We start from the raw sequence: 21,425 nt of genomic DNA, 5'->3' as shown, positions 1-21,425 counted from the left end.
GGCATCAGGCCTCGCACCGCGAGAGGGACGGGCTCAGCAGCGGCGCGTGGCCACCCCGTCCATCAGCGTGTCCAGCAGTGTCCCGAACACCTCGCGCTGCTCGTCCGTCAGCGGTGCGAGGATCTCCTCCGCCGCCGAGCGGCGTGCCGCGTGCAGCTCGCGCAGGGACTTGTGGCCGTCCTCGGTGAGTTCGATGCGGATGACCCGGCGATTGGTCGGGTCCGGTGCCCGGCGCACCTTGCCGTGCGCCTCCAGCCCGTCGACCAGGGTCGTGACCGCCCGCGGCACCACTTCCAGGCGCTCCGCGAGGTCCGCCATGCGCGGCGGCGAGCCGTAGTGCGCGAGCGTGCGCAGCAGCCGTGACTGGGCCGGGGTGATGCCCACATCGCGCTGCTCCAGATGGTGCTTCTGGATGCGGTGCACCCGGCGGGTGAGCCGCAGCAACTGCTCGGCCAGCAGGCCGTCGGGGTCGGGGGAGGTCATGGGGGAACAATATCAGGATGCCGTTCATTGTGAGTATAGGTAACAATGAGCTAAGCTCCGTGAGGCTTCGTTCAGCTCCGTGAGGCCTCGTCCCTGAGCCCTCCGTCACCTCACTCTCCGTTCCCTCATCCTCCGTAGGAGCCCATGCGCCCCGACAGCCAGATCACCTGGACCCCGCCCGCCGACGCCAAGGAACAGCCCCGTCAGGTGCGTCGCATCCTCGGCCTCTTCAGGCCCTACCGCGGCCGGCTCGCGATCGTCGGCCTCCTGGTCGGCGCCGCCTCGCTGGTCTCGGTGGCCACGCCCTTCCTGCTGAAGGCGACCCTGGACACCGCCATCCCGCAGGGCCGCACCGGCCTGCTGAGCCTGCTCGCGCTCGGCATGATCCTCAGCGCCGTCCTCAACAGCGTCTTCGGTGTCCTGCAGACGCTGATCTCCACCACCGTGGGCCAGCGCGTCATGCACGACCTGCGCACCGCCGTGTACGGGCGGCTGCAGCGCATGTCGCTGGCGTTCTTCACGCGCACCCGGACCGGCGAGGTCCAGTCGCGCATCGCCAACGACATCGGCGGTATGCAGGCCACGGTCACGTCCACCGCCACCTCGCTGGTCTCCAACCTCACGAGCGTCGTCGCCACCGTCGTCGCCATGCTGGCCCTCGACTGGCGGCTCACGGTCGTCTCCCTGGTCCTGCTGCCGGCGTTCGTCTGGATCAGCCGCCGCGTCGGCAACGAGCGCAAGAAGATCACCACGCAGCGCCAGAAGCAGATGGCCGCCATGGCCGCGACCGTCACCGAGTCGCTCTCGGTCAGCGGCATCCTGCTCGGCCGCACGATGGGCCGCGCCGATTCGCTCACCGAGTCGTTCGCGGACGAGTCCGAGCGCCTGGTCGACCTCGAGGTGAGGTCGAACATGGCCGGCCGCTGGCGCATGGCCGTGATCACGATCGTGATGGCCGCGATGCCGGCCGTCATCTACTGGACCGCGGGGATGGCCCTCCAGATGGGCGGCCCGAAGGTCTCCATCGGCACCATCGTCGCCTTCGTCTCCCTCCAGCAGGGCCTGTTCCGCCCGGCCGTCAGCCTGCTGGCGACCGGTGTGCAGATCCAGAGCTCGCTCGCGCTCTTCCAGCGCATCTTCGAGTACCTCGACCTGCCGATCGACATCACCGAGCGCCAGGACCCGGTCCACCTCGACCGCGTCAAGGGCGAGGTCCGCTTCGAGGACGTCGCCTTCCGCTACGACGACAAGAGCGGCCCGATCCTCGACGGCATCGACATCACCGTCCCGGCCGGGAGCAGTCTCGCGGTCGTCGGCCCGACCGGCGCCGGCAAGTCCACCCTCGGCTACCTCGTGCCACGGCTCTACGACGTCACCGGCGGCCGGGTCACCCTGGACGGCGTCGACGTCCGCGACCTGGACTTCGACACCCTCGCCCGCGCGGTCGGGGTGGTCTCCCAGGAGACGTACCTCTTCCACGCCTCGGTGGCCGACAACCTCCGCTTCGCGAAGCCGGACGCCACCGACGAGGAGCTGCACGCGGCCGCGAAGGCGGCCCAGATCCACGACCACATCTCCGCGCTGCCCGACGGCTACGACACGGTCGTCGGCGAACGCGGGCACCGTTTCTCCGGCGGAGAGAAGCAGCGCCTGGCGATCGCCCGCACCATCCTGCGCGACCCGCCGGTGCTCATCCTCGACGAGGCGACCAGCGCGCTGGACACCCGTACCGAGCACGCCGTGCAGGAGGCGATCGACGCGCTGTCCGCCAACCGGACCACGCTCACCATCGCCCACCGGCTGTCCACCATCCGCGACGCCGACCAGATCGTCGTCCTCGACGGCGGCCGCACGGCCGAGCGCGGCACGCACGAGGAGCTGCTCGAGCTCGACGGACGGTACGCGGAACTGGTCCGCCGGGACGCCCGGCAGCAGCCGCAGGCCGAGGCGCGTCCGGAGGCGCAGGCCCGCACCGGCCCGGAGCCGCGCGTCGACTCCCAACCGTCGCGTCGGGGCGGCTCCCGCCCGTCACCTCACGGCGGCGGCCGCCCGTCACCGCGGGGCGACTCCCGGCCGGGGCCGCGGGTCGACTCGGGCCTGGAGCCGACCAGCTGACGCTATGCCAAATATTCGGCGATACGCCCCTGTATGCCGGAATTAGAACGATAAGCGGGCTAACGTACCCGCATGCAGACGAACACTCCGCCACGCAAGACGATCCGACTGACGCGTCGGGGCCGGCTCGCCCTCATCGCGACCGGTGCCGTCGTGGCCGGCACCGCCGTGGCGGTGCCGCTGCTGACGCTGGGCGGCGGCGAGGAGGACTCCCGCCCCACCGCGCTCGTCATCCCGGAGGGCTGGCGCGCGAACCGGGTCTACGAGGCCGTCGACAAGGCCCTCGAAGTGCCCGCCGGCACCACCGCGAAGGCCGCGGCCAAGGCGCATCTCAAGCTGCCGAGCGAGGCGGGCGGCAACCCGGAGGGCTACCTCTTCCCGGCGACCTACCCCCTGCCGAAGGACCGCAGGGCGACGACGCCCGAGGCGCTGCTGTCGGCCATGGTGGACACCGCGAACCGCAGGTTCACCGGGGCCCCGGTCGCGGCGGGCGCCCAGCGCAACGCGATGAACGTCTACCAGGCCGTCACCATCGCCAGCATCATCCAGGCGGAGGCCGCCTCGAAGGCCGACATGGGCAAGGTGGCCCGGGTGGTGTTCAACCGGCTGGGGCGCGGGATGCCCCTCCAGATGGACTCCACCATCAACTACGCGCTCAACCGCAGCACTCTCAGGACCACCACGGGCGACACCCGGATCGACAGCCCCTACAACTCCTACGAGCGCATGGGCCTGCCACCCACGCCCATCGACAACCCGGGCGCGGACGCGATGCGCGCCGCGATCAACCCGACCCCCGGCGACTGGCTGTACTTCGTCACGGTCAAGCCGGGCGACACCCGCTTCACGTCCGACTACGCGCAGCACCAGCGCAACGTCGCGGAGTTCAACGCCAACCAGCAGAAGACGCAGCAGAAGAAGCAACAGCAGAAGAAGCAACAGAACGAACAGCAGCAGAAGCCCACCGCCGATTCGCCACCGCATAGCACCGGCAGCGGGCAACCCCAGAACACCGGCAGCGGGCAACCCCAGAACCCCGGCAGTCAGCAGCCGCAGAGCGCCGAGAGTCTGCACCCCACGCCGTGAGCGTGAGCCCCGCGCCGGACCGGCGTCACGCGCCGGACCGGTGTCACGCGGCCACGGGCTCGTCCGAGAGCAGCCTCCGGATGTCCCGTACGGCCGCCCGGCCGGCGCGGTTGGCGCCGATCGTGCTGGCCGAGGGGCCGTAGCCGACGAGGTGGACGCGCGGGTCGGCGACCGCGCGGGTCCCCTCGACGCGGATCCCGCCGCCCGGCTCGCGCAGCCGCAGCGGCGCGAGATGGTCGATCGCGGCCCGGAAGCCGGTCGCCCACAGGATGACGTCGGCCTCGACGCGCCGCCCGTCGGCCCACTCCACCCCGGTGGGGGTGATCCGGTCGAACATCGGCAGCCGGTCCAGGACGCCGTCCTCCAGACCCTGCCGGACCGCGTCGTTCAGCGGCAGCCCGGTCACCGAGACCACGCTCCGCGGCGGCAGCCCCTGACGTACCCGCTCCTCCACGAGAGCCACCGCCGCCCGCCCCGCGCCCTCGTCGAACGGGCCCTCCCGGAAGACCGGCGGCCGCCGGGTGACCCAGGTCGTCGAGGCGGCGTACGGCGCGAGTTCGAGCAGGTGCTGCGTGCCCGAGGCGCCGCCGCCGACCACGATCACCCGCTGCCCGGCGAACGCCTGCGGCCCGGGGTACCGCGCGGTGTGCAACTGGCGCCCGCGGAAGGTCTCCTGACCGGGGTAGCGCGGCCAGAACGGCCGGTCCCAGGTCCCGGTGGCGTTGATCAGCGCCCGCGTCGACCAGTCGCCGGCCGACGTCTCCACGAGCAGCCGCCCGCCGTCGCCCTCGCGCACGGACCGTACGTCCACGGGACGCCGTACCCGAAGGTCGAAGGCGCGCTCGTACGCGGCGAAGTACTCCGGGACGACCTGCGCCGAGGGCCGCGCCGGGTCCGCGCCGGTCAGCTCCATGCCGGGCAGCGCGTGCATCCCGTGCACCTTGCCGTACGTCAGCGACGGCCAGCGGAACTGCCAGGCGCCACCGGGGCCGGGGGAGTGGTCGAGCACCACGAAGTCGCGCCCCGGCTCGTAACCGGTGCGCCGCAGGTGGTAGCCGCTCGACAGCCCGGCCTGCCCGGCACCGACGACGACCACCTCGACCTCACGCATGTCGTTCACGCCTGTACGAACCGCGCCGGGCCCACGGATCTTCCCGACGTCGTACGGGTGTGGCGGGCGGCCCATGGGTGAGGATGGAAGGCATGTCAGACGCCTTCACCACGCGGATCCTCACCGTCGCCTCCGGCTCCCGGGAGACGGTCGTCGACCTCACCCGTGACATCGAGACCTTCCTGCGCGAGGCGGCCGGCGGCCGCGACGGCCTGCTGAACGTCTTCGTGCCGCACGCCACCGCCGGGATCGCGGTGATCGAGACGGGCGCCGGCAGCGACGACGACCTGCTGGCCGCCCTGCACTCCCTGCTGCCCGCCGACGACCGCTGGCAGCACCGGCACGGCAGCCCCGGCCACGGCCGCGACCACGTCCTGCCCGCGATCGTCCCGCCGCACGCGACGCTCCCGGTGGTCGGCGGGCGACTGGAGCTCGGCACGTGGCAGTCGGTGTGCCTGGTCGACACCAACAAGGACAACCCGCAGCGCAAGGTCCGGCTGAGCTTCCTGGGCTGACGCGTGCGCCGACGCTCCCGCGTCGCGCGCCGGATCACCCGGTGGACCGAGCCGCGATCACTGCCCGCCGCGGCCGGTTCCGGGCCGGTGAAACTCCTCCCAGGCCGCGCGTACGGCGGCCTGGAGTCCCGCATCGTCGAGGTCGCCGGGTTCCGCGAACGCGGGGTCGACCGCGTAGTCCTCGAGCGTCATGAACACCTGGTCGAACAGGTCGCCCAGCGCCCCACGGATCCGCTCCCCCCGCGCCTGGGAGGCGCGGCGGGCCTCCCACCAGCCGTGCGCGAAGTCCGGTGCGCCGCACCTGCCGTCGGCGAACGCGTCCAGCAGGGCCAGCTGCCGCGCCGTCGCGCTGTCCGGATCGACGTCGTCAGGACGTGACCAGGCCCTGTGGGCCGGCGGGTGGGAGGCGGCCACGGCCGCCACCGAGGGGTGCTGTGCCAGGACCGATCGCGCGTACCGGCCGAAGCGCGCGCGGGCCGCGTCGGCGCCCTCGCCGAGGGCCGCGCCCATGAAGGCGGAGTCTCCCGCCGCCAGCGCGTAACCCGCTTCGGGAAAGAGAACCGCGCCCCGCGCGTCGAGGGTACGGAGCAGCACGGGCGGAGGGGTGCCCGTGGGGTCGGCGTCGGCGGGCAGCCGGGACGTTGCCCCGGAGGGGTCGGAGAGATCCGTGGCCACGACGTACGCGGCGGCCACGGCGTGGAAGCCGGCCATGATCCGCCGCGCCAGTGCCGCGTCGATCCGTGCGCCCGCGGCCACCGGCGCCACCGTCTTCCCCCGCAGCCAGGCCGAGGCGAAGGAGCCGTCCGCGTCGAGGACACCTCCGAGGCGCGACGGCGTTCCGTGTTCTCGGTCGGCTACCACAGAAATCCTTTGCCGATGATTCCCTGGAACTTTGTCGCCCGGTTTCCACGCCGACCAGAACTTACCATCGGTGTGCAACATGACCATTTTCTGGGAGGCCGGGTCGATGAAACCGACCGCCGGTCCCTGATTCCGGTAATTGAACCGGTAGATCTTCGTCCCGTCCGCCGTCATGTGCTCGCGCATGGCGTCCTCGAACCGCTGCAGGTTGGCCTTGTTCAGGTTTCCCGTAGTGGAAGCCCGTCTCGGGATCGAAGTACTGGCCGGGGAAACGCGGCGGGGTGTAGGCGCTGCTGTCGCGGGACCAGGCGGTCGCGCCCCACAGTGCGCTCCGCGGTCAGGGCGACCGTGTGCGGGAGGTCCCGCCGGCGGCTGGTCTGCTCGCACAGGGTCGGGCCGTCCCAGGTGAACCGGATCTCCTCCGCCACGCCGTCGCCGTCGGCCGTCAGGCGCTGTTTGGCGACGCGGCGGCCGAGCGGGTCGTAGCGGTACGTCCACCGTGTCCCGTCGGGGGTGGTCGTGGAGACGAGGCGGTCCTCGGTGTCCCACTCGTAGCGCCAGGTGTCCGGCTTGCGGGACAGGCGGGGCTTCTGCCGGAGGACGACCCGGCCCAGCGCGTCGTGCTCGATGCGGACGCGCCCGGCGCTGGTGACGGCCGTGCCGGTGTGGGTGCGCGGCCCGACGGCCTCGCCGCCGGGGTGGCGTGACGGCCAGGACGCCTCGGTCTGGTTGCCGCTCGCGTCGTAGGCGTAGCGCTCGGTCCAGCCCTGAGCCCGTACGGCGGTGACCCGGCCGACCGGGTCCAGTTCGAACCCGTACGTCCGGTGTCGACCGCGACCGCGTCCGGCACCACACCCGCGACCGGCGGGAAGAACATCGCCCCGCCCTCGGTGGCGATGTCGACCGCCAGACCCCCGGGCTCGCCCAGGGCGGGCACGATCTCGTCGACGATGCGCGCACCGCGCAGCGCCGCGTAGTCGAGCGGTTGGTCGCCGGGCGCGTGCCGGACCGCGAACTCCGCCAGTGCGGCCTCGTCGGAGAAGCCGCAGATCCACCGCACCCCGCCCGAACGCACCGACCACAGACCCCCGTCGGCCACCGGCACCAGCAGCACCGCCCGCCGCATCTCGCCCACCAGCGCACGAGGGTCGCCGACACCCCTCCTGCGCCGGGCGATCCGCTCGGCGAGCGCCGTCCTCGGCTCGTGCACACGCCCTCCCGGGTCGCAGCGGATTCAAGGCACCGTAGATCAATACGCGCGGGAGGGGCCGACGGTTCTCCTGACGGGTCGTTCCTCTCCACGGGCCGTTCACCCCACGAGCGGGCCGTTGGGCGGGCGGACCGGCGGATCGGCGGACGGCCGGACGGACGGGCGGATCGGCGGACGGCGGGTGGCTCGCCGGGTCAGAGGGCGGCCAGGGCCTCCAGCACGGCGGCGGACGGGGCGATCGCGCCGAAGACGCCGCCCTGCATGGTGACCATGTGGAGCGCGGCGGCGTGGTTGGCGGGGTCGGTGGCGCCGGTGCAGTCGGTCAGCAGCAGGCACTCGTAGCCGCGGTCGTTGGCGTCGCGCATGGTGGTGTGGACGCAGACGTCGGTGGTGATGCCGGTGAGGATCAGATGCGTGATGCCGCGGGTGCGCAGCAGCAGGTCCAGGTCGGTGGCGTAGAAGGAGCCCTTGCCGGGCTTGTCGATGATCAGCTCACCGGGCAGCGGCGCCGCCTCCGGGACGATCTCCCAGCCCGGTTCGCCCCGCACCAGAATCCGCCCGCAGGGTCCCGCGTCGCCGATCCCGGCGCCGATCCGGCGGGAGCGCCACAGCTTGTTCGGCGGGCAGTCGGAGAGGTCGGGGCGGTGGCCCTCGCGGGTGTGGACGACGGTCAGCCCGACGGACCGGGCCGCGGCGAGGACCTTGGCGGTGGGGCCCAGGGGAGCGCGGGTCAGGGCCAGGTCGTAGCCCATGGCGTCGACGTAGCCGCCGGGGCCGCAGAAGTCGGTCTGCCAGTCGATGCAGAGCAGCGCGGTCCGCTCGGGCCGGATCGGTCCGTCGTACGGCCAGGTGTACGGGTCCGCGGCGACGGTTCCGGGTGCGGTGGGGGCGGGCGGCTCGGGGGCTGCGGCGTGCGGCGCGGAGGCGGGGGGAGACGGCTCGGGCGTGGGCGTTGCGGGCATGGGGCACCTCTTCGTGGCAGGGGTGGGCGGGCACGAACGGCGGGGTGCGGGTGCGCGGGTGGCGCGGGTGTGCCGTGCGGTGCGGGCGTGCCGTGCGGGGTGGCGCCGTGCCTCGTGGTGCGTGGGGTCAGCCCAGGGCGGCCATGCGGGCGATGGCGCGCAGCGCCCGCTCCTCCGCGACCGCCTTCGACTTGGCGAGGTGGGCGCGGAAGATCCGCTCCGCCTCGGCGGGCAGATCGGCCATCACGGCGGTGAGGAGCTGGAGATGCTCGTCGACGGTCTCCTCGATGCGGTCCTCGGTCAGGAAGTCGTGGATGCGGACGACCCGGATGCGCGCGTTCACCGACTTGAGCAGTTCGACCATGACGTCGTTCCCGGCCGCCCCGGCCAGCCGGACGTGGAAGTCCTCGTCGGTGGCGACGAACCCGGCTTCGGCGGGCGGGAGTTCGCGGCGCATCCGCTCCCACTCCTCCCGCAGGACGGCGAGTTGGCCGAGGTCGTGGCGGCGACCGGTCTCGGTGGGACCCCACAGGGAGCCGATCTCCAGCGTCCGCCGGGCCTCGTACAGGGCCGCGATGTCCTGCGGGTCGGCGACCGCGGGCCGGTAGCCGCCCTCGGGGTGGCGGGCCACCAGCCCTTCGCCGTGCAGCCGGATCAACGCGTGCCGCACCGGGGTCCGGGAGACGCCGATGAGGGTGGCGAGCCGTTCCTCGCCCAGCCGCCGGGTCAGCGGAAAGCCGCCGGCCAGGAGCCGGTCCCGCAGGTGGAGGTAGGCCCGCTCGCTGGGGGTGCCGGACGGCACGTCCTCGTCGCGGGCCGTGGCCGGCGGCGGTGGATCGTCGGCGGAGTTCCGGAGCGTTGCCGACCTGGGCTGTTCCGAGTCCTGGACGGTATCCATGGCCCCATCCTGATGATCACGGGTGTCTGCGGCGTTCCGCACGGGTTACGCGGCAGTCAAGCACCCCCGGGCGGCGGGCGGGCCGGGCGGGGGCCGCTCGGCTCTGCTCCTATCCTGGGCGGTGTGGACCATCCGGCGGAGCGGACCGAAGGCAGGCGGACAGGGGCGCCGCCGCACGTGCTGCTGGTGCACGGCGCGGCGACGACCGGGGCGGTGTGGGACGGCGTCGTCGCGGAACTACGGCGCCGGGCGCCCGAGTTGCGGGTGTCGGTGCCCGAACGCGACTGCACCGGTGAACTCGCCCTGGAGACGGCCGCGTTGACGCCGTACGCCGAGAACGCGGTGGTGGTGGGCGTCTCCGGCGGCGCGACGCTGGGGATGGCGCTGGTGGCGGCCGGGGTTCCGGTGGCCGGCGCCGTGCTGCACGAACCCGCCGCGGGCGCCCTGGTCCCGGGCCTGTTGGCGCATGTCGCCGAGGGGTACGCGCGGGACGGCGTTCCCGGCTTCGGCGCCGCGCTGTACGGACCGGCCTGGACGACCGCGCTCGCCCCCGCCGACGAGGGCCGCGTGGCACGGGACTTCGCGATGTTCCGGGCCTTCGAGCCGATCCCGCTGCCGTCCGGGATACGGGCCGGGCGGCCGCCCGTGCTGGGCAGCCTCGGCGGACTGTCGCCCGGGCCCCGGCGGCGGGCGGCGGAGGCGCTCGAGGCGTCCATCGGGCTTCCCTTCATGGTGCTTGCGGACGTCGGACACGCGGTGCACCTCGAACGGCCGGACCTGCTGGCCGACGCGGTGCTGCGGGTGGTGGCACGGGCGAGGGGCGCGGCGGCAGCGGGCCCCGGCCCCGATCGGGCGTGACCGGGGCCGTACCACTTCAGGGCTGAGCGGGCGCACCCGCTCGGCGAGCACGCACGCTCGGAGGGCCCACACCCTCAGCGGGCACGCTCGCTCAGCGAGCACGCACGCTCAGGCGGTGGCCGCTTCGGCGGTTCCGTCCGCCGCCTGCACTGCCCCGACCTCGCCCGCGGCCCCCGTTGCCCCGGCTGCCCCGGCCGCCTTGCGGCGGTCGCGGAAGTGGAAGCCGACGCAGACCAGACCGGCGAACAGATACCCCAGCGCCATCTGCCCGTTCATGTCCCAGCCGACCTTGGCCCCGTGGATCAGCCCGACGAAGGAGAGCGCCGCGCCCGCCGCGCAGTACGCCGCCGCCTTGTGGAACTGCCGGTCGATGAGGAAGACCACGATCGCGCCGAGGATCAGGCCCACCAGGACCGCGCCCTCGCCGAGGGTCAGCAGACCCTTGTAGATGACGCCCGCGTTCACGAGCGCGCTCTCCGGGACCACGCCCCCGCTGCCGCCGCTGGGCGGGATCAGCTTGGCGTCCGAGGCGAAGTCGACCGTCTGGTAGCCGACCGCGGAGAGCACGTCCGCCATCTGCCCCTGCGCCCAGGAGGCGACGTTGGGAATGATGGCGATCATCACCGCCGCCGCGTGGGCGCGCGGCACCGCCTGGAACGCCTGGGCCCCGATCAGCAGGCCGATGTAGAGGAGGATCGGGACGATGGCGGGCATCGGCAGCAGGGCGCCGAGCAGACCGAACATCCCGCTGAAGCAGAGCGCGGCGACCACGACCCCGGTCCCCATCGAGTAACTGGTGCGCCCGCCCGCGGCCTTCCAGCCCGGGTGCCCGATGTAGACGGCCGGCGGGAAGGGTGAGCCGAGCGCGGCGCCGACCACGGCACCGGTGCCGTCGGCGAGCAGCACGGAGCGCAGGTTGTACTCGTCGCCCGCCACGGCGGCGCTCTCCACATTGGTCATGCCCTCGGTGAAGTTGTAGATGCCGAGCGGGATCGCCGTCGCCAGCAACGGCCCGATGTGCGAGAGACCCTGGAAGAGCAGGTGGAACTGGAGCGTCGGCACGCCGAGCGCGATGTCGTGGACGGCGGAGCCGACGTCGGCGGGCTCCATGAAGCCGCCGATCCAGCCGATCGCGGTGCCCACCAGCAGCGCGGCGAGACCGATCGGGATGTTGCCGGGCAGCTTGAGGTCGGTGAAGAAGCCGATCAGGATGATCACGAGGACGGGCAGCGCGATCCACCCGGCCTCCCACATCTGCCCGGCGGGCCGCATCGAGATGAAGGCGACCGAGATGCCGGCCAGGGTGCCGAGCAGCGCCGCGCGCGGTGTCCACCGGCGGACGTACGGGCCCACGAACGCCCCGATCAGGACGATCACCCCGATGACGAACGCCCAGGCGAGACCGGACTCCCAGGCCCGGACCGGGTTCTTGGTGGACAGATAGGTGGGCAGCATGATCACGAAGGTGACGATGAACATGTGCGGCACCGAGGGCCCGTACGGCATCGCGGTGACGTCGCTGCGGCCCTCGCGGCGGGCCAGCCGGCGCGCGAGGTAGGTGTAGTACACGTTGCCCACCAGCAGTTCGATGCCCAGGGCGGGCAGCACCGTGTGGTAGACGTCGTGTGTGCCGAGTCCGACCACGCCGATCAACAGGCCCGTCAGCACGAGGACGTTGACCAGGACGTTGAAGGTCAGACCGAAGAACGCGTTGGTGTCGCCCGCGGACCACCAGGGCAGGGCCATCGGGGAGCGGGACGGGGCCGGTGCGGAGGGCTCGGACGGTTCGGGCGGCGCGGACGGAGCGGTGCCGGTACCGGAAGCGGACATGGATGACTCCTGAAGGAGGAAGGGGAGACGGGGACGCGGCCGGCCGTGCGGCCGAGGAGTCGTGGTGGCGCGGGACCGTGCCGGTGCTCTACGCGGTTGCGGGCGCGGCGAGTTCGGTGAGTTCGGCGAGGGCCTGGAGATAGGCGGCGGACCCGGCGGTCCAGCCGAAGATGCCGCCCTGGGCCGAGATCATGCGCAGGGCGGTGCGGTGGAACTCCGGGAAGTACGAGCCGGTGCAGTCCTCCAGCACCAGGCAGTCGTAGCCCCGGTCGTTGGCCTCACGCACGGTGGTGTGCACGCAGACCTCGGTGGTCACGCCGGTGACGACCAGCCGGCTCACTCCCAGGGCGGCGAGCGCGTCCCCGAAGCCGGTGGCGTGGAAGGCGCCCTTGCCCGGCTTGTCGAACACCAACTCGCCGGGCGTGGGCGCCAGTTCGTCGATGATGTCCTGCCCGTACTCGCCCCGGACCAGGATCCGGCCCATCGGACCGGGGTCGCCGATCCGCTTCGACGGGGCCCCGCGCAGCAGCTTCGCGGGCGGACAGTCGGACAGGTCCGGGAGATGGCCCTCCCGGGTGTGGATCACCGGTACGCCGGCGGCCCGGCTCGCCGCGAGCACCGCGCGCAGGGGCGCGATGACGCGGCGCAGCAGGCTCACGTCGTTGCCGAGCGTCTCCCCGAACCCGCCGGGTTCCAGGAAGTCGCGCTGCATGTCGATCACGACCAGAGCGAAGTCTCCTTCGGACAAGGGGAATGCGCCGGGGACGGCGGTGACCGCGGCGGCGACGGCGGCGGTGGCCGTGGCCGTGGGTTCCGGGGCGGGCGTAGAGGGGGGAGGTGGTGCGGTCGTACGGGAATCCGTCATGACTGCTCCCTGACCGGGCGGGATGCCTCCGGCGGTTTGCGGGGGCTGTTTCTCGCCGTTGTGCGCACGACTGTGGGGGTGGCGCTTTTCCCCGGCGAGTCGGAGTCGTGTCCGTCCGGTAAATGCCGTATCCCAGCCTGTATCCCGCCGGGTATCCAAGCGGTGGCCCTGGCCGGGGGGTGCGGTTGGGGCAGCGGGTGCGGGTGCGTCGTGGCCGGTCGCGCAGTTCCCCGCGCCCCTGGAGGAGTTGCGGCGAGACTTCCCTCAAGCGGCGCGGGAAACCACCACGCACCCGCACCCGCACCCGCACCCGCACCCGACCGGACGGTTATCGTCGACCCCGGAACCGCGACCCACCTTCCGACCCTGGAGCCCCCCCTGTTCGGCAAGCGCAGCACCTTCGTCGAACCGCCGATACCCGTCCTCCCCTGGCGCGAGGTGGGGGAGTTCGTGGTCACCGACGAGGAGCGGCCCAGGACGCTGCTGCGCAGGCAGGCCGTGCTCGGGGTGCGGGCACTGCGGGTTCCGTACGGCCCGGAGCAGCAACGGGTGATGGCCCCCTGCGCCTTCTTCGCGCCGTCCGACCCCAGCCTCTCCGACCCCAGCTCCTCCGCCGCGGGCTCGTCCGACGGCCCGTGCCTGTTCGAGGATCCCGACGGCCGGATTCCGCTGTGCTCGGTCGACCCCGCGCGCAAGGCCGACGGCGAGCGGCACCACACCGTGCGCGACGGCGCGGGCACCGCCCTGGGCACCCTGCGGCGGCTGCCGCCGGGCCGGCACGCCCTGAGGCCCACCTGGCGCATCGAACAGCCCGGCCGCGAACTCGTCGTGAGCGGTGCCGAATGGGCGAAGAACGGGCCGAAGGACATGGCGGCCGCGGGGGTCGCGGCCGTCTTCAAGACGGCCTTCCAGATGATCGGCGACCTGGGTGCCGAGGGCGGCGACCAGCCGGGCCCGCGCCCGCTGGACTGGCGGTCCGGTCGCGAACTGGTCCTGACCTCCGAACGCGACCTGCGCTTCCTGATCCGGGCCCCGTGGCTGGACCGCCGGCTGGTGTTCGCGTACGCCCTGCTGCGCGGCAGGTGACCCCGCCCGGAACTCCGGTGCGGGCGAGGGCTGTTGCGCATCGGGAAATACGGAAGCCCTGTGCACCGAGAGTTCATCTGGCGTCTCCCGTGGATCCATGGGCGAGCGTCACATTCGGGCCATGACTCACAGATCCTTCTCCCGTTCGCGTACCCGTGCGGCCCTGGCGATCGGCGTGACCGTCGCCGTGGTCGGGGCGGGCACCGTCGCCGCCCAGGCGGGCGGCTGGCTGTCGGCCCCGACCCACGACTTCAACGCGGCCCCGGACACGTTCTCCGGCCACGGCGACGTGTCCGGCAACGTCCTGCGCAACGACTCCGGAGCGACCGCCGTCGTACGGCACACCGACGCCGCGCACGGCAAGGTGACGGTCGGCGCGGATGGGTCGTTCACGTACACGCCCGAGGCCGGGTTCACGGGTACGGACACCTTCACCTACACCGCGTCCGACGCGGTGGAGCTCTACAAGGACACCCGGACGGACGGGAGCGCGATCCCGGCGCTCAAGACGGTCGCCGGGCCGAACGGCACCACCACCGAGATCTCCGGCGAGGGCTACGGCTCGGCCCTGACACCCGTGCCGGGCAAGAAGGGCTGGTTCTACGGCCTCACCGACCGCGGCCCCAACGCCGACGCCCCCGACGGCAACAAGTCGGAGATGGCCACCGACTTCACGCCTCAGATAGGCGAGTTCAAGCTGGTCGACGGCAAGGCCGAACTGGTCAGGAAGATCACCCTCAAGGGGCCCAAGAAGCTCGGCGGGGTGAACTACAGCGGGCGTCCGCCGCACGACACCAGCGAGGTCATCGACGACGTCGACGCGACCAACGCCAACGGCGGCACCCCGGTCCCGGTGGCCAAGGACGCCAACGGCTACGACTCCGAGGGCCTGGTGGCGCTGTCCGACGGCACCTTCTGGGTGTCGGACGAGTACGGGCCGTACATCACGCACTTCGACGCCAACGGCTACGAGCTGGGCCGGCTGACGCCGTACAAGGACAGCCAGGACAACGCCTCGCACAACGTCCTCGGCTACCTTCCGTCCGAACTCGCCTACCGCGCCAAGAACAAGGGCATGGAGGGCCTGACGGTCACGCCCGACGGCAAGACCCTGGTGGGCGTCATGCAGTCGGCGCTCCAGCAGCCCGACCTCGGCACCACCAAGGCCGGCAACGTCTCCGTCACCCGCATCGTGACTGTCGACCTGCGCACGTACAAGACCAAGCAGTACCTGTACCTGCTGGACAACGCCGCGACGACCGGTGACGCCAACAGCGAGATCACCGCCGTCTCCGCGACGAAGTTCATCGTCGACGAACGGGACGGCAACTTCGAGCCGTTCGCGGGCAAGCACCTGTACGAGGTCGACACCAACGGCGCCACCGACGTCAGCGGCCTGACCATCGACGGCAAGTCGCCCGAGGCGTTCGTCGGCAAGGCCGCCACCAACGACGCGCTCGCCGCGCTCACCAAGGCCGGCGTCCACGTGGCGCAGAAGCAGTCGTACGTCGACGTCGGCAACCTGGTCAGCCAGCTCGACCCGACCGGCGCCTTCTTCGGCCACGACAAGGTCGAGGGCGTCGCCACCAGCGACGGCGGCCGGACCCTGTACCTCTCCAATGACGACGACTTCGGGATCGACACCATCTCCGTCGACCCCGACGGCAAGTGGACCGTCCACCAGAAGACCCTGCCGTCCACCGGCCGGACCGACAACGGCGAGATTCTCAAGGTCGACACCACGAAGCTGCCCGCGGTCCTGAAGACGGTCACGGTCACCGTCAACGTGCGCTGACGCCCCTCGCGCGTCATCGGTGGGCCCGCCCGCGATCCGGGCGGGCCCACCGCGCGCTCAGCGCACCACCGGAGTCCCGTCCGGTACGTCGGCGTCCCGTACGTCGGCGCCCCGTACGTCCGCGTCAGGGGTGTCCCCGTGCCGCGCGTCCGCGTCGCGTATGTCCGCGCCCCACGCCGCCGCGCACAGCGCGCGTTCCACCTCGGCCGTGTAGCAGGCGGCGGCCAGCCAGGCGCGGCCGAACCGGTCCGCGTCGGCCGGGAGCAGCCGGCCGAAGGCGTCCCGTGAACGGTCCGCCGCCGCGGCGACGAGCTCCCGCAGCAGTTCGGCCGCCGTCGTCAGACCGGCCCGGCGCAGCCGCCGGCCGTCGCTGTCGTTGCGCTCACCGGCCCGGCCGCCCTCACCGGGCGCCGCCAGCACGGGACGGCCGCCCGCGACCCCTTGCAGCACCCGGCGGCTCAGCACGTGCACCGGAGCCTCGTCCGCCTCGGGCAGGCCCATGGCCGGGGCGGGCGAGGCCGCGGCGACGGCGAGGTCCGCGCGTTGCAACCGGTCGGTCCCCAGGTCGACATGGCCCTCCGCCGCACCCGGGAGGCTCGACGCCAGCAGCAGCACGCGCGGGTGCGGTGCCAGGGCGAGCCGGCCGACCACCCGCAGCCGCGTGCCGGGGGCCGCGGCCAGCAGCCGCAGATTGTCGCGGTACGGCAGCGCCGGGTCGTCGTGCGCGACGGCCAGCCGCACCGTACGGCCGCCGCACTCCGCGACCAGGCAGTCGCCCGCCGCCTCCCGCACCGTGCCGGTGAGGGTGAGGTCGAGGAAGAGCAGGTCGCGTTCGCCCGCGAGCGCCCGGCCGACCTGCTCGGCGACGGGCTCGGCCCACAGCCGGTCCAGCGGTTCGGCGGTCCAGGCCGCCCCGGCGGCACGTACGGCCCGCACCCCGGCACCCGCGCCCAGCCGGCCCGTCGGGGAGACCGTCGCCCCCGACACGGCGAGCCCCGCCCGCGACAACTCGCGGTGCGTCAGCGCCGTGTCGCCGATCCGCACGGCCCGGCCCGCCGCGCCCACGGCCCGCCCGGCGCCGCCCGGCGCCACGTCCGAGACGGTCAGCAGGCGGCCCTCGGCGTCCGCGGTCCAGGTGACCGCGCCGGCGTACCCGGTCGTGGTGAGCACCGGCTCGGTGAAGAGGCCGTACAGGCGCAGCGAGCCGTCCGGCGTGTACGGGCGGCGGGCGGTGCCGCGCAGCGCCGCGAACTCCGCGCCCGTCGCCCGCGGCAGCAGGTGCGCGGTCAGCAGGGTCTCGCGGAGCGCCGCGCCGAGGTCGGCGAGGCGGTACGCCGGGTCGGCGGAGCGGGCCGCGCGCACCCCGGTCACCACGGCGACCGCCGCCGTGGCGAGCCGCGGGAGTCCGGCGATCCGCGCCGCGTGCGCCGCCCGCAGCAACTCCGCCTGCACCACGCCCCCGGCCCCGTCCACGCCCGCCTCCAGCACGGCCACGACGGCGTCGCGCACGGCCCGCGCGGCGGCGCACTGGTCGGGGGTCGGGGCCTCGGGCCCGGGGCCGGGATCGGGGCCGAGGCCGGGCTCGGGCTCGGGGTGCGGGGGAGGGGACGGCGCCTCCCCGGCCGCAGTGGCCTCCTCGCCCGCCGGGGCCTCCGCCGCAGTGGTCTCCGCCACCGCGGCCGCCTCCGCTTCCCCGGCCGCCTCCGGGGCCGGTTCGTGCACCGGGGCCAGCGACGCCGCCGCCGCCCGGTGCAGACAGTCCGGGGCCAGCAGACAGCCGCAGCGCACGGCGGCCGCACCGGTCACCGCGCCGCCCGGTGCGTGCAGTTCGACGTGCGTGGTGTCGTCCACGGCGACGCGCACGGTGTCGCCGTCCCGTACGGCCGGGCGGTCAGCCAGCTTGGCGATGCCCGCGTCGAGCCGCTTGCGCAGCCGCGGGGAGAGGGCCGCGACGAGTTCGGCGGTCACGGACGGGTCGACCGGAGGCAGGTCCGGACTCATGCGATCTTCTCCCCTACCCAGCGGGCGAGTTCGAGCGGACTGAGGGCGGCGACCGGCATCCCCGCGGCGACCAGCTGCCCCGCGACACCGGTCGAGTAGCGGGGCCGCCCCGTGTCGTCGAGGCTGGCGCAGCCGAGCACATGGCAGCCCGCCCCGACCAGCGCCCGCACCTCCGCGAGCAGCCCTCCGACCGGATAGCCCTCCTCGAAGTCGCTGATCACCACGACGAGCGTGCGGGACGGCACGGTCACCAGCTCGCGCGCGTGCCGCAGCCCCGCCGCGATGTGCGTGCCACCGCCGACGCTGACCTCCAGCAGCAGCGACAGCGGATCGCCGACGTGCTCGGTGAGGTCGATGACCTCCGTGGAGAAGGCCAGGAAGTGCGTGGACAGGGTGGGCACCCCGGCCAGCACCGAGGCCGTCAGCGCCGCCCAGATGGTGGACGCCTCCATGGACCCCGACACGTCGGTGACCAGGACCAGCCGCCACTCGGCGGCCCGCCGCGCCCGGCTGCGGAAGACCGGACGCTCGGGGACGACCTGCACCGTGCCGTCCGGAGCGCGCCGCGCCGTCGCCAGGTTGGCCCGCAGGGTGCGGGGCAGGTCGAGCCCGCCGCCCGCGCGCCTGCTGGGCCGGGGCAGCACCGCGCCGTGCAGCGCGGGCCGCAGCCGGGTCGCCAGCTGCCGGGTGAGCGCCTCCACCAGGCGGCGCACCAGGGGCCGCAGCGCCGCGAGCCGCGCCTCGGGCAGGCCGCCCGCGTGCCGCAGCACCGTCCGCAGCAGGTCGACGGACGGCCGTACGCCCTCCGCGTCCAGCTCGGAGAGGACGTCGGTCCGGCCCGACGCCGCCGCGGCCGCGAGCACCTCCTCCCGTACGCCGGGCCCGAACAGGGCCGCGAGCTCCTGCGACCACTCCCGCGCCGACGGGTAGGGCGCCTCCCGTCCGCCGCCCCGGCCGCCCAGCTCGCCGCGGCTTCCCTCGCCCCGTCCACTGCCGTACAACTCGTCGAGCGCCGTCGCCAACGCCGCCGCGGGCGGCGGCAGTTGATCCCTGCGCCGCCCGAGCACGAGCCGCCAGCGGTCCCCGGCCGCCAGCCGCATCCCACCGCCGGGCACCGCGTCCGCGGCCGTGCTCCCCGACGTGACCGGCGTCGAAGGGGTGTCCGCGCCCTCCGCGGTGGGAGCGCCCCCCGTGACCTCCGTCGACTCCGCCGCCCCGGTGCCGAGTTCCGCGGGCAGCAGCCCGAACGCCCGCAGCGCCGACCGCGCCGCGAGATCCGCCGACGTCCAGACGGCGAGCGCCACCGGATCGACGTCGCCGGTGTCGGCCAGGCGCGTCTCCCCGAGACGTTCCTCCACGGTGCCCAGCAGGCGTTCGCGGGCCGCCGGGCTCAGCGTGTCGAATCCGCCGCGCAGCGCGGGCAGCCGGTCGAGGAAGCCTCGGTCCGGCAGCAGCGCGACCCGGTCGAGCAGCGGCTCCAGCGCGGCCGGAGCCGCCTCGAGCAGCGGCCCCGCCGCCGTCAGCACCCCGGTGAGCCGGGCGGTGAGCGCCGACCGGGACTCCGGACCGGTCGCCGCGTCGACCCAGGAGGCGACCCGGTCCCCGAGCTCACGCGCGGCTTCCTGCCCCAGCAGCACGCGTACGGCACCGGCGGCGCCGCGCATCAACGGCGAGCCGTCGGCCGCCAGCCGGGCGAGCGCGTCGGCGAGCCGGACGCCGCCCAGGGCGTCGGCGCGGTGGGCGAGCGCGACCAGCGCCCGCGCGTCGGCCGGGTCGTCGGAGCCGGTGAGCCCGTCGACCTGGCGCACCGCGGCGGCGGTGAGCAGCTCGCTCACGGCGGCGGCCCGCGCGGTGCGGCCGTCGTCGGCGCCGAGCCCCGGGATGTGCCCGGCCCGCACCCGGTCCGACAGCCCCAGCCCGGCGAGGAGTTCGGGCAGCGTGCCGGAGCCGGGCAGCACCTCGGCGAGGTCGTCGAGCCGCTCGTCCGCCAGCGCGTCGAGACCGCACTCCGCGGCCTGCCGCAGACCCTCCAGCGCCTGGGCGGCCGTAGGTCCGCCCTCGTCCGTCTCCGTGCGCCGCCGCTCACGCAGGACGCCCTCGGCGGCCTGGGCCGGCGTGACGCCGCGGACCCCCGCCGCGTTCAGCATGGCCGCCGTGGCGGGCGTCCAGTGCACCTCCCAGCGTGCGGTCAGCGCGTCGGCGCCGCCCGTTCCGGCGACCTCCTTGGGCTCGCCGTAGGGCACCCCGCACACCGTCAGCCGGCGCAGGAGCAGTTCACGGCGGCGGTCGAGGTCGGAACGGAGCGGATCGAGCCGCAGATCCCGCGCGGAACCGCCGCCCCTGCCGGACGAGTCGGCGCGTGAGCCGCCCGTTCCCGGGCCGTCCACGCCCGGACCCGGCAGGCCCAGCTCCGCCAACTCGGCCTCGACCGCGGGCGCGAGGCCGCTGCGCGGGGCGCCGGGTGCGGGGCGGCCGGCCCGGCTGCCGACGAGCACCCGCTCCATCGCCCGTGCCACGGCGCGACCACGGCCGTAGGGCTCGCCCTGCGTGAGAACCGTCTGCACCGCCTCGACCAGTTCGCCGCGCCCCGCCGCGGGCAGCCCACGCAGCCGCGCCAGATCTCCGGCGAGCCGGACGATCTCCCGCGCGTCCGCGGGCCCCGACGGATGTCCGAGCGTCCGCAGCGCCGCGGTCACCTCGACCGCGGCCCGCGTCAACGCCTCCTCCAGCGCGGCCGGATCGCCCGCGGCCCGCAGCACGTGGTGCTGCCACTCCGGGTCCCGGATGCCCGCCGGATATCCCGACCGCTCGTCCAGCAGGGCGTACGTGTACGGGATCAGCGAGGTCGTCCAGCGCGATTCCTCCGCGCCCTCCCGGGGGGAGACGGCAGGCTCGTCCCGCACCGCGGTCAGCGCCGGGGCGTGGAAGGCGCCCACGACCAGCGCCGCACGCTCGCCCCCGGCGGTCGCGGCCGCCAGGCACGACCGCATCCACCGCTCCCGGCGCAGGTCCAGGCGCGGCACCCCGCCGGAGGCGACCGCGTCCGCGCGCAGCGCCCACCCCGTGAGCAGGGCCGCGCGGCGCAGTGCCGCGGGCGGGGAGCCGGGCGCGGTGGCCTCGACGAGCCGGTCCCAGAGGTCGTCCCCCGGCCGCCCGGTCAGCCGAGACCGCAGGGCGGAGGCGAGCCCCGGACCGATCGGGGCGATCGCCGAGACCCCCTCCGCGCGGTCCGCCTCGGCGGCCCCGGTCTCCGCGGCCCCGGGATCCGCCTCCTGCCGTCCCTCCGCCCAGGCCCGGTCCGCCAGCGGCAGATCGCAGGCGACGACCGGCACTCCGTGCCGGGCCGCCCAGCGCACCGCGGCGAGTTCGGGCGAGAAATCGGCGAACGGGTAGAAGGCCGGGCCGCCGACCCCGCCGGCCGGGGCCGCGGCCAGCGCGACCGGGGCCCGGGTCTCCTCATGGGCGAGCCAGGGCAGCCAGTCCTGCATCTCGGCAGGCAGCTCGACCAGCAGCACATCGGGCTTCGCCTCCTCCAGCAGCGCCGGTACGGCGGCGGCCAGCGAGGGCGCGTGGTGCCGTACGCCGATGAGGAACGGACCGGCCGGATCGGTGAGGGCGGCCAGCGCCTCGTCGGGGGTGGCGGAGAGCGGGTCCGGGACGGCGGAGCGGGCGCCGAGGCCGGTGACGCGCGATCCGGGGTCGGGCGCGCCGGGGCCGTGGGCGCCGGGGTCGGGGGCGAGGGACACCGC

Annotated in this window: 14 protein-coding genes and 3 pseudogenes; 6 read left to right on the top strand and 11 right to left on the bottom strand. The window is 74.3% G+C overall.

Features of this window, described 5'->3' with window-relative positions; genetic code table 11:
• Window positions 1–33 precede the first annotated feature (33 nt).
• Window positions 34–483, bottom strand: coding sequence for a MarR family winged helix-turn-helix transcriptional regulator (locus WN71_RS07450; protein ID WP_046585074.1), 450 nt, complete (start codon window positions 481–483; stop codon window positions 34–36).
• Window positions 484–627: 144 nt separating this feature from the next.
• Here WN71_RS07450 and WN71_RS07445 point away from each other — a divergent pair, with 144 nt between their 5' ends.
• Window positions 628–2,598, top strand: coding sequence for an ABC transporter ATP-binding protein (locus WN71_RS07445; RefSeq protein WP_240529586.1), 1,971 nt, complete (start codon window positions 628–630; stop codon window positions 2,596–2,598).
• A gap of 72 nt (window positions 2,599–2,670) precedes the next feature.
• Window positions 2,671–3,507, top strand: a pseudogene (mltG, locus tag WN71_RS07440) (endolytic transglycosylase MltG); the annotation flags it as partial.
• A gap of 220 nt (window positions 3,508–3,727) precedes the next feature.
• Here mltG and WN71_RS07435 read toward each other — a convergent pair.
• Window positions 3,728–4,804, bottom strand: coding sequence for an NAD(P)-binding domain-containing protein (locus tag WN71_RS07435; RefSeq protein WP_206300033.1), 1,077 nt, complete (start codon window positions 4,802–4,804; stop codon window positions 3,728–3,730).
• An 83-nt stretch (window positions 4,805–4,887) separates the two neighbouring features.
• Between WN71_RS07435 and WN71_RS07430 the strand changes: the two genes are divergently transcribed.
• Window positions 4,888–5,310 (top strand): secondary thiamine-phosphate synthase enzyme YjbQ, encoded by a 423-nt coding sequence (locus tag WN71_RS07430; RefSeq protein ID WP_046585075.1) that lies wholly within the window; start codon window positions 4,888–4,890, stop codon window positions 5,308–5,310.
• Window positions 5,311–5,367: 57 nt separating this feature from the next.
• On the opposite strand, the gene WN71_RS07425 is transcribed toward WN71_RS07430, so the two are convergent.
• The 5 genes and pseudogenes from WN71_RS07425 to WN71_RS07415 form a co-directional block, all read right to left on the bottom strand.
• A complete protein-coding gene (locus tag WN71_RS07425) occupies window positions 5,368–6,171 on the bottom strand; it encodes a hypothetical protein (protein WP_046585076.1) in 804 nt (267 codons plus the stop codon).
• Window positions 6,172–6,364: 193 nt separating this feature from the next.
• A pseudogene (locus WN71_RS42570) lies at window positions 6,365–6,983 on the bottom strand (RHS repeat-associated core domain-containing protein); the annotation flags it as partial.
• An 8-nt stretch (window positions 6,984–6,991) separates the two neighbouring features.
• Window positions 6,992–7,297, bottom strand: a pseudogene (locus WN71_RS42565) (hypothetical protein); the annotation flags it as partial.
• Between the two features lie 278 nt (window positions 7,298–7,575).
• Window positions 7,576–8,343, bottom strand: coding sequence for a biuret amidohydrolase (gene biuH / locus WN71_RS07420; RefSeq protein ID WP_079177709.1), 768 nt, complete (start codon window positions 8,341–8,343; stop codon window positions 7,576–7,578).
• 127 nt (window positions 8,344–8,470) lie between these two features.
• A complete protein-coding gene (locus WN71_RS07415; RefSeq protein ID WP_052743022.1) occupies window positions 8,471–9,241 on the bottom strand; it encodes a GntR family transcriptional regulator in 771 nt (256 codons plus the stop codon).
• A gap of 123 nt (window positions 9,242–9,364) precedes the next feature.
• On the opposite strand from WN71_RS07415, the gene WN71_RS07410 reads away from it, so the two are divergent.
• Window positions 9,365–10,099, top strand: a complete 735-nt coding sequence (locus tag WN71_RS07410) for an alpha/beta fold hydrolase (RefSeq protein WP_063777696.1) — start codon at window positions 9,365–9,367, stop codon at window positions 10,097–10,099.
• Window positions 10,100–10,207: 108 nt separating this feature from the next.
• Here the strand turns inward: WN71_RS07410 and WN71_RS07405 are convergent, their stop codons facing one another.
• Both WN71_RS07405 and WN71_RS07400 read right to left on the bottom strand, forming a co-directional pair.
• A complete protein-coding gene (locus WN71_RS07405; RefSeq protein WP_206300032.1) occupies window positions 10,208–11,929 on the bottom strand; it encodes a permease family protein in 1,722 nt (573 codons plus the stop codon).
• An 88-nt stretch (window positions 11,930–12,017) separates the two neighbouring features.
• Window positions 12,018–12,794, bottom strand: a complete 777-nt coding sequence (locus tag WN71_RS07400) for a cysteine hydrolase family protein (RefSeq protein WP_079177708.1) — start codon at window positions 12,792–12,794, stop codon at window positions 12,018–12,020.
• 438 nt (window positions 12,795–13,232) lie between these two features.
• On the opposite strand from WN71_RS07400, the gene WN71_RS07395 reads away from it, so the two are divergent.
• Together WN71_RS07395 and WN71_RS07390 are read left to right on the top strand one after the other, a co-directional pair.
• Window positions 13,233–13,880: a hypothetical protein gene (locus WN71_RS07395; RefSeq protein WP_079177707.1), complete on the top strand. Its 648-nt coding sequence runs from the start codon at window positions 13,233–13,235 to the stop codon at window positions 13,878–13,880.
• 121 nt (window positions 13,881–14,001) lie between these two features.
• Window positions 14,002–15,675, top strand: a complete 1,674-nt coding sequence (locus tag WN71_RS07390; RefSeq protein ID WP_046585077.1) for an esterase-like activity of phytase family protein — start codon at window positions 14,002–14,004, stop codon at window positions 15,673–15,675.
• Between the two features lie 57 nt (window positions 15,676–15,732).
• Here WN71_RS07390 and WN71_RS07385 read toward each other — a convergent pair whose 3' ends face one another.
• Window positions 15,733–17,676: a hypothetical protein gene (locus WN71_RS07385; protein WP_240529585.1), complete on the bottom strand. Its 1,944-nt coding sequence runs from the start codon at window positions 17,674–17,676 to the stop codon at window positions 15,733–15,735.
• Window positions 17,673–21,422 (bottom strand): vWA domain-containing protein, encoded by a 3,750-nt coding sequence (locus WN71_RS07380; RefSeq protein WP_079177706.1) that lies wholly within the window; start codon window positions 21,420–21,422, stop codon window positions 17,673–17,675. Before WN71_RS07380 ends, WN71_RS07385 begins: the two co-directional genes overlap by 4 nt.
• Window positions 21,423–21,425: the final 3 nt, after the last annotated feature.

The sequence above is a fragment of the Streptomyces mangrovisoli genome, assembly GCF_000974985.2.
Classification (GTDB): domain Bacteria; phylum Actinomycetota; class Actinomycetes; order Streptomycetales; family Streptomycetaceae; genus Streptomyces; species Streptomyces mangrovisoli.
The sequence above is the reverse complement of the archived record's forward strand: the minus strand, read 5'-3'. Positions and strand labels throughout refer to the sequence as shown.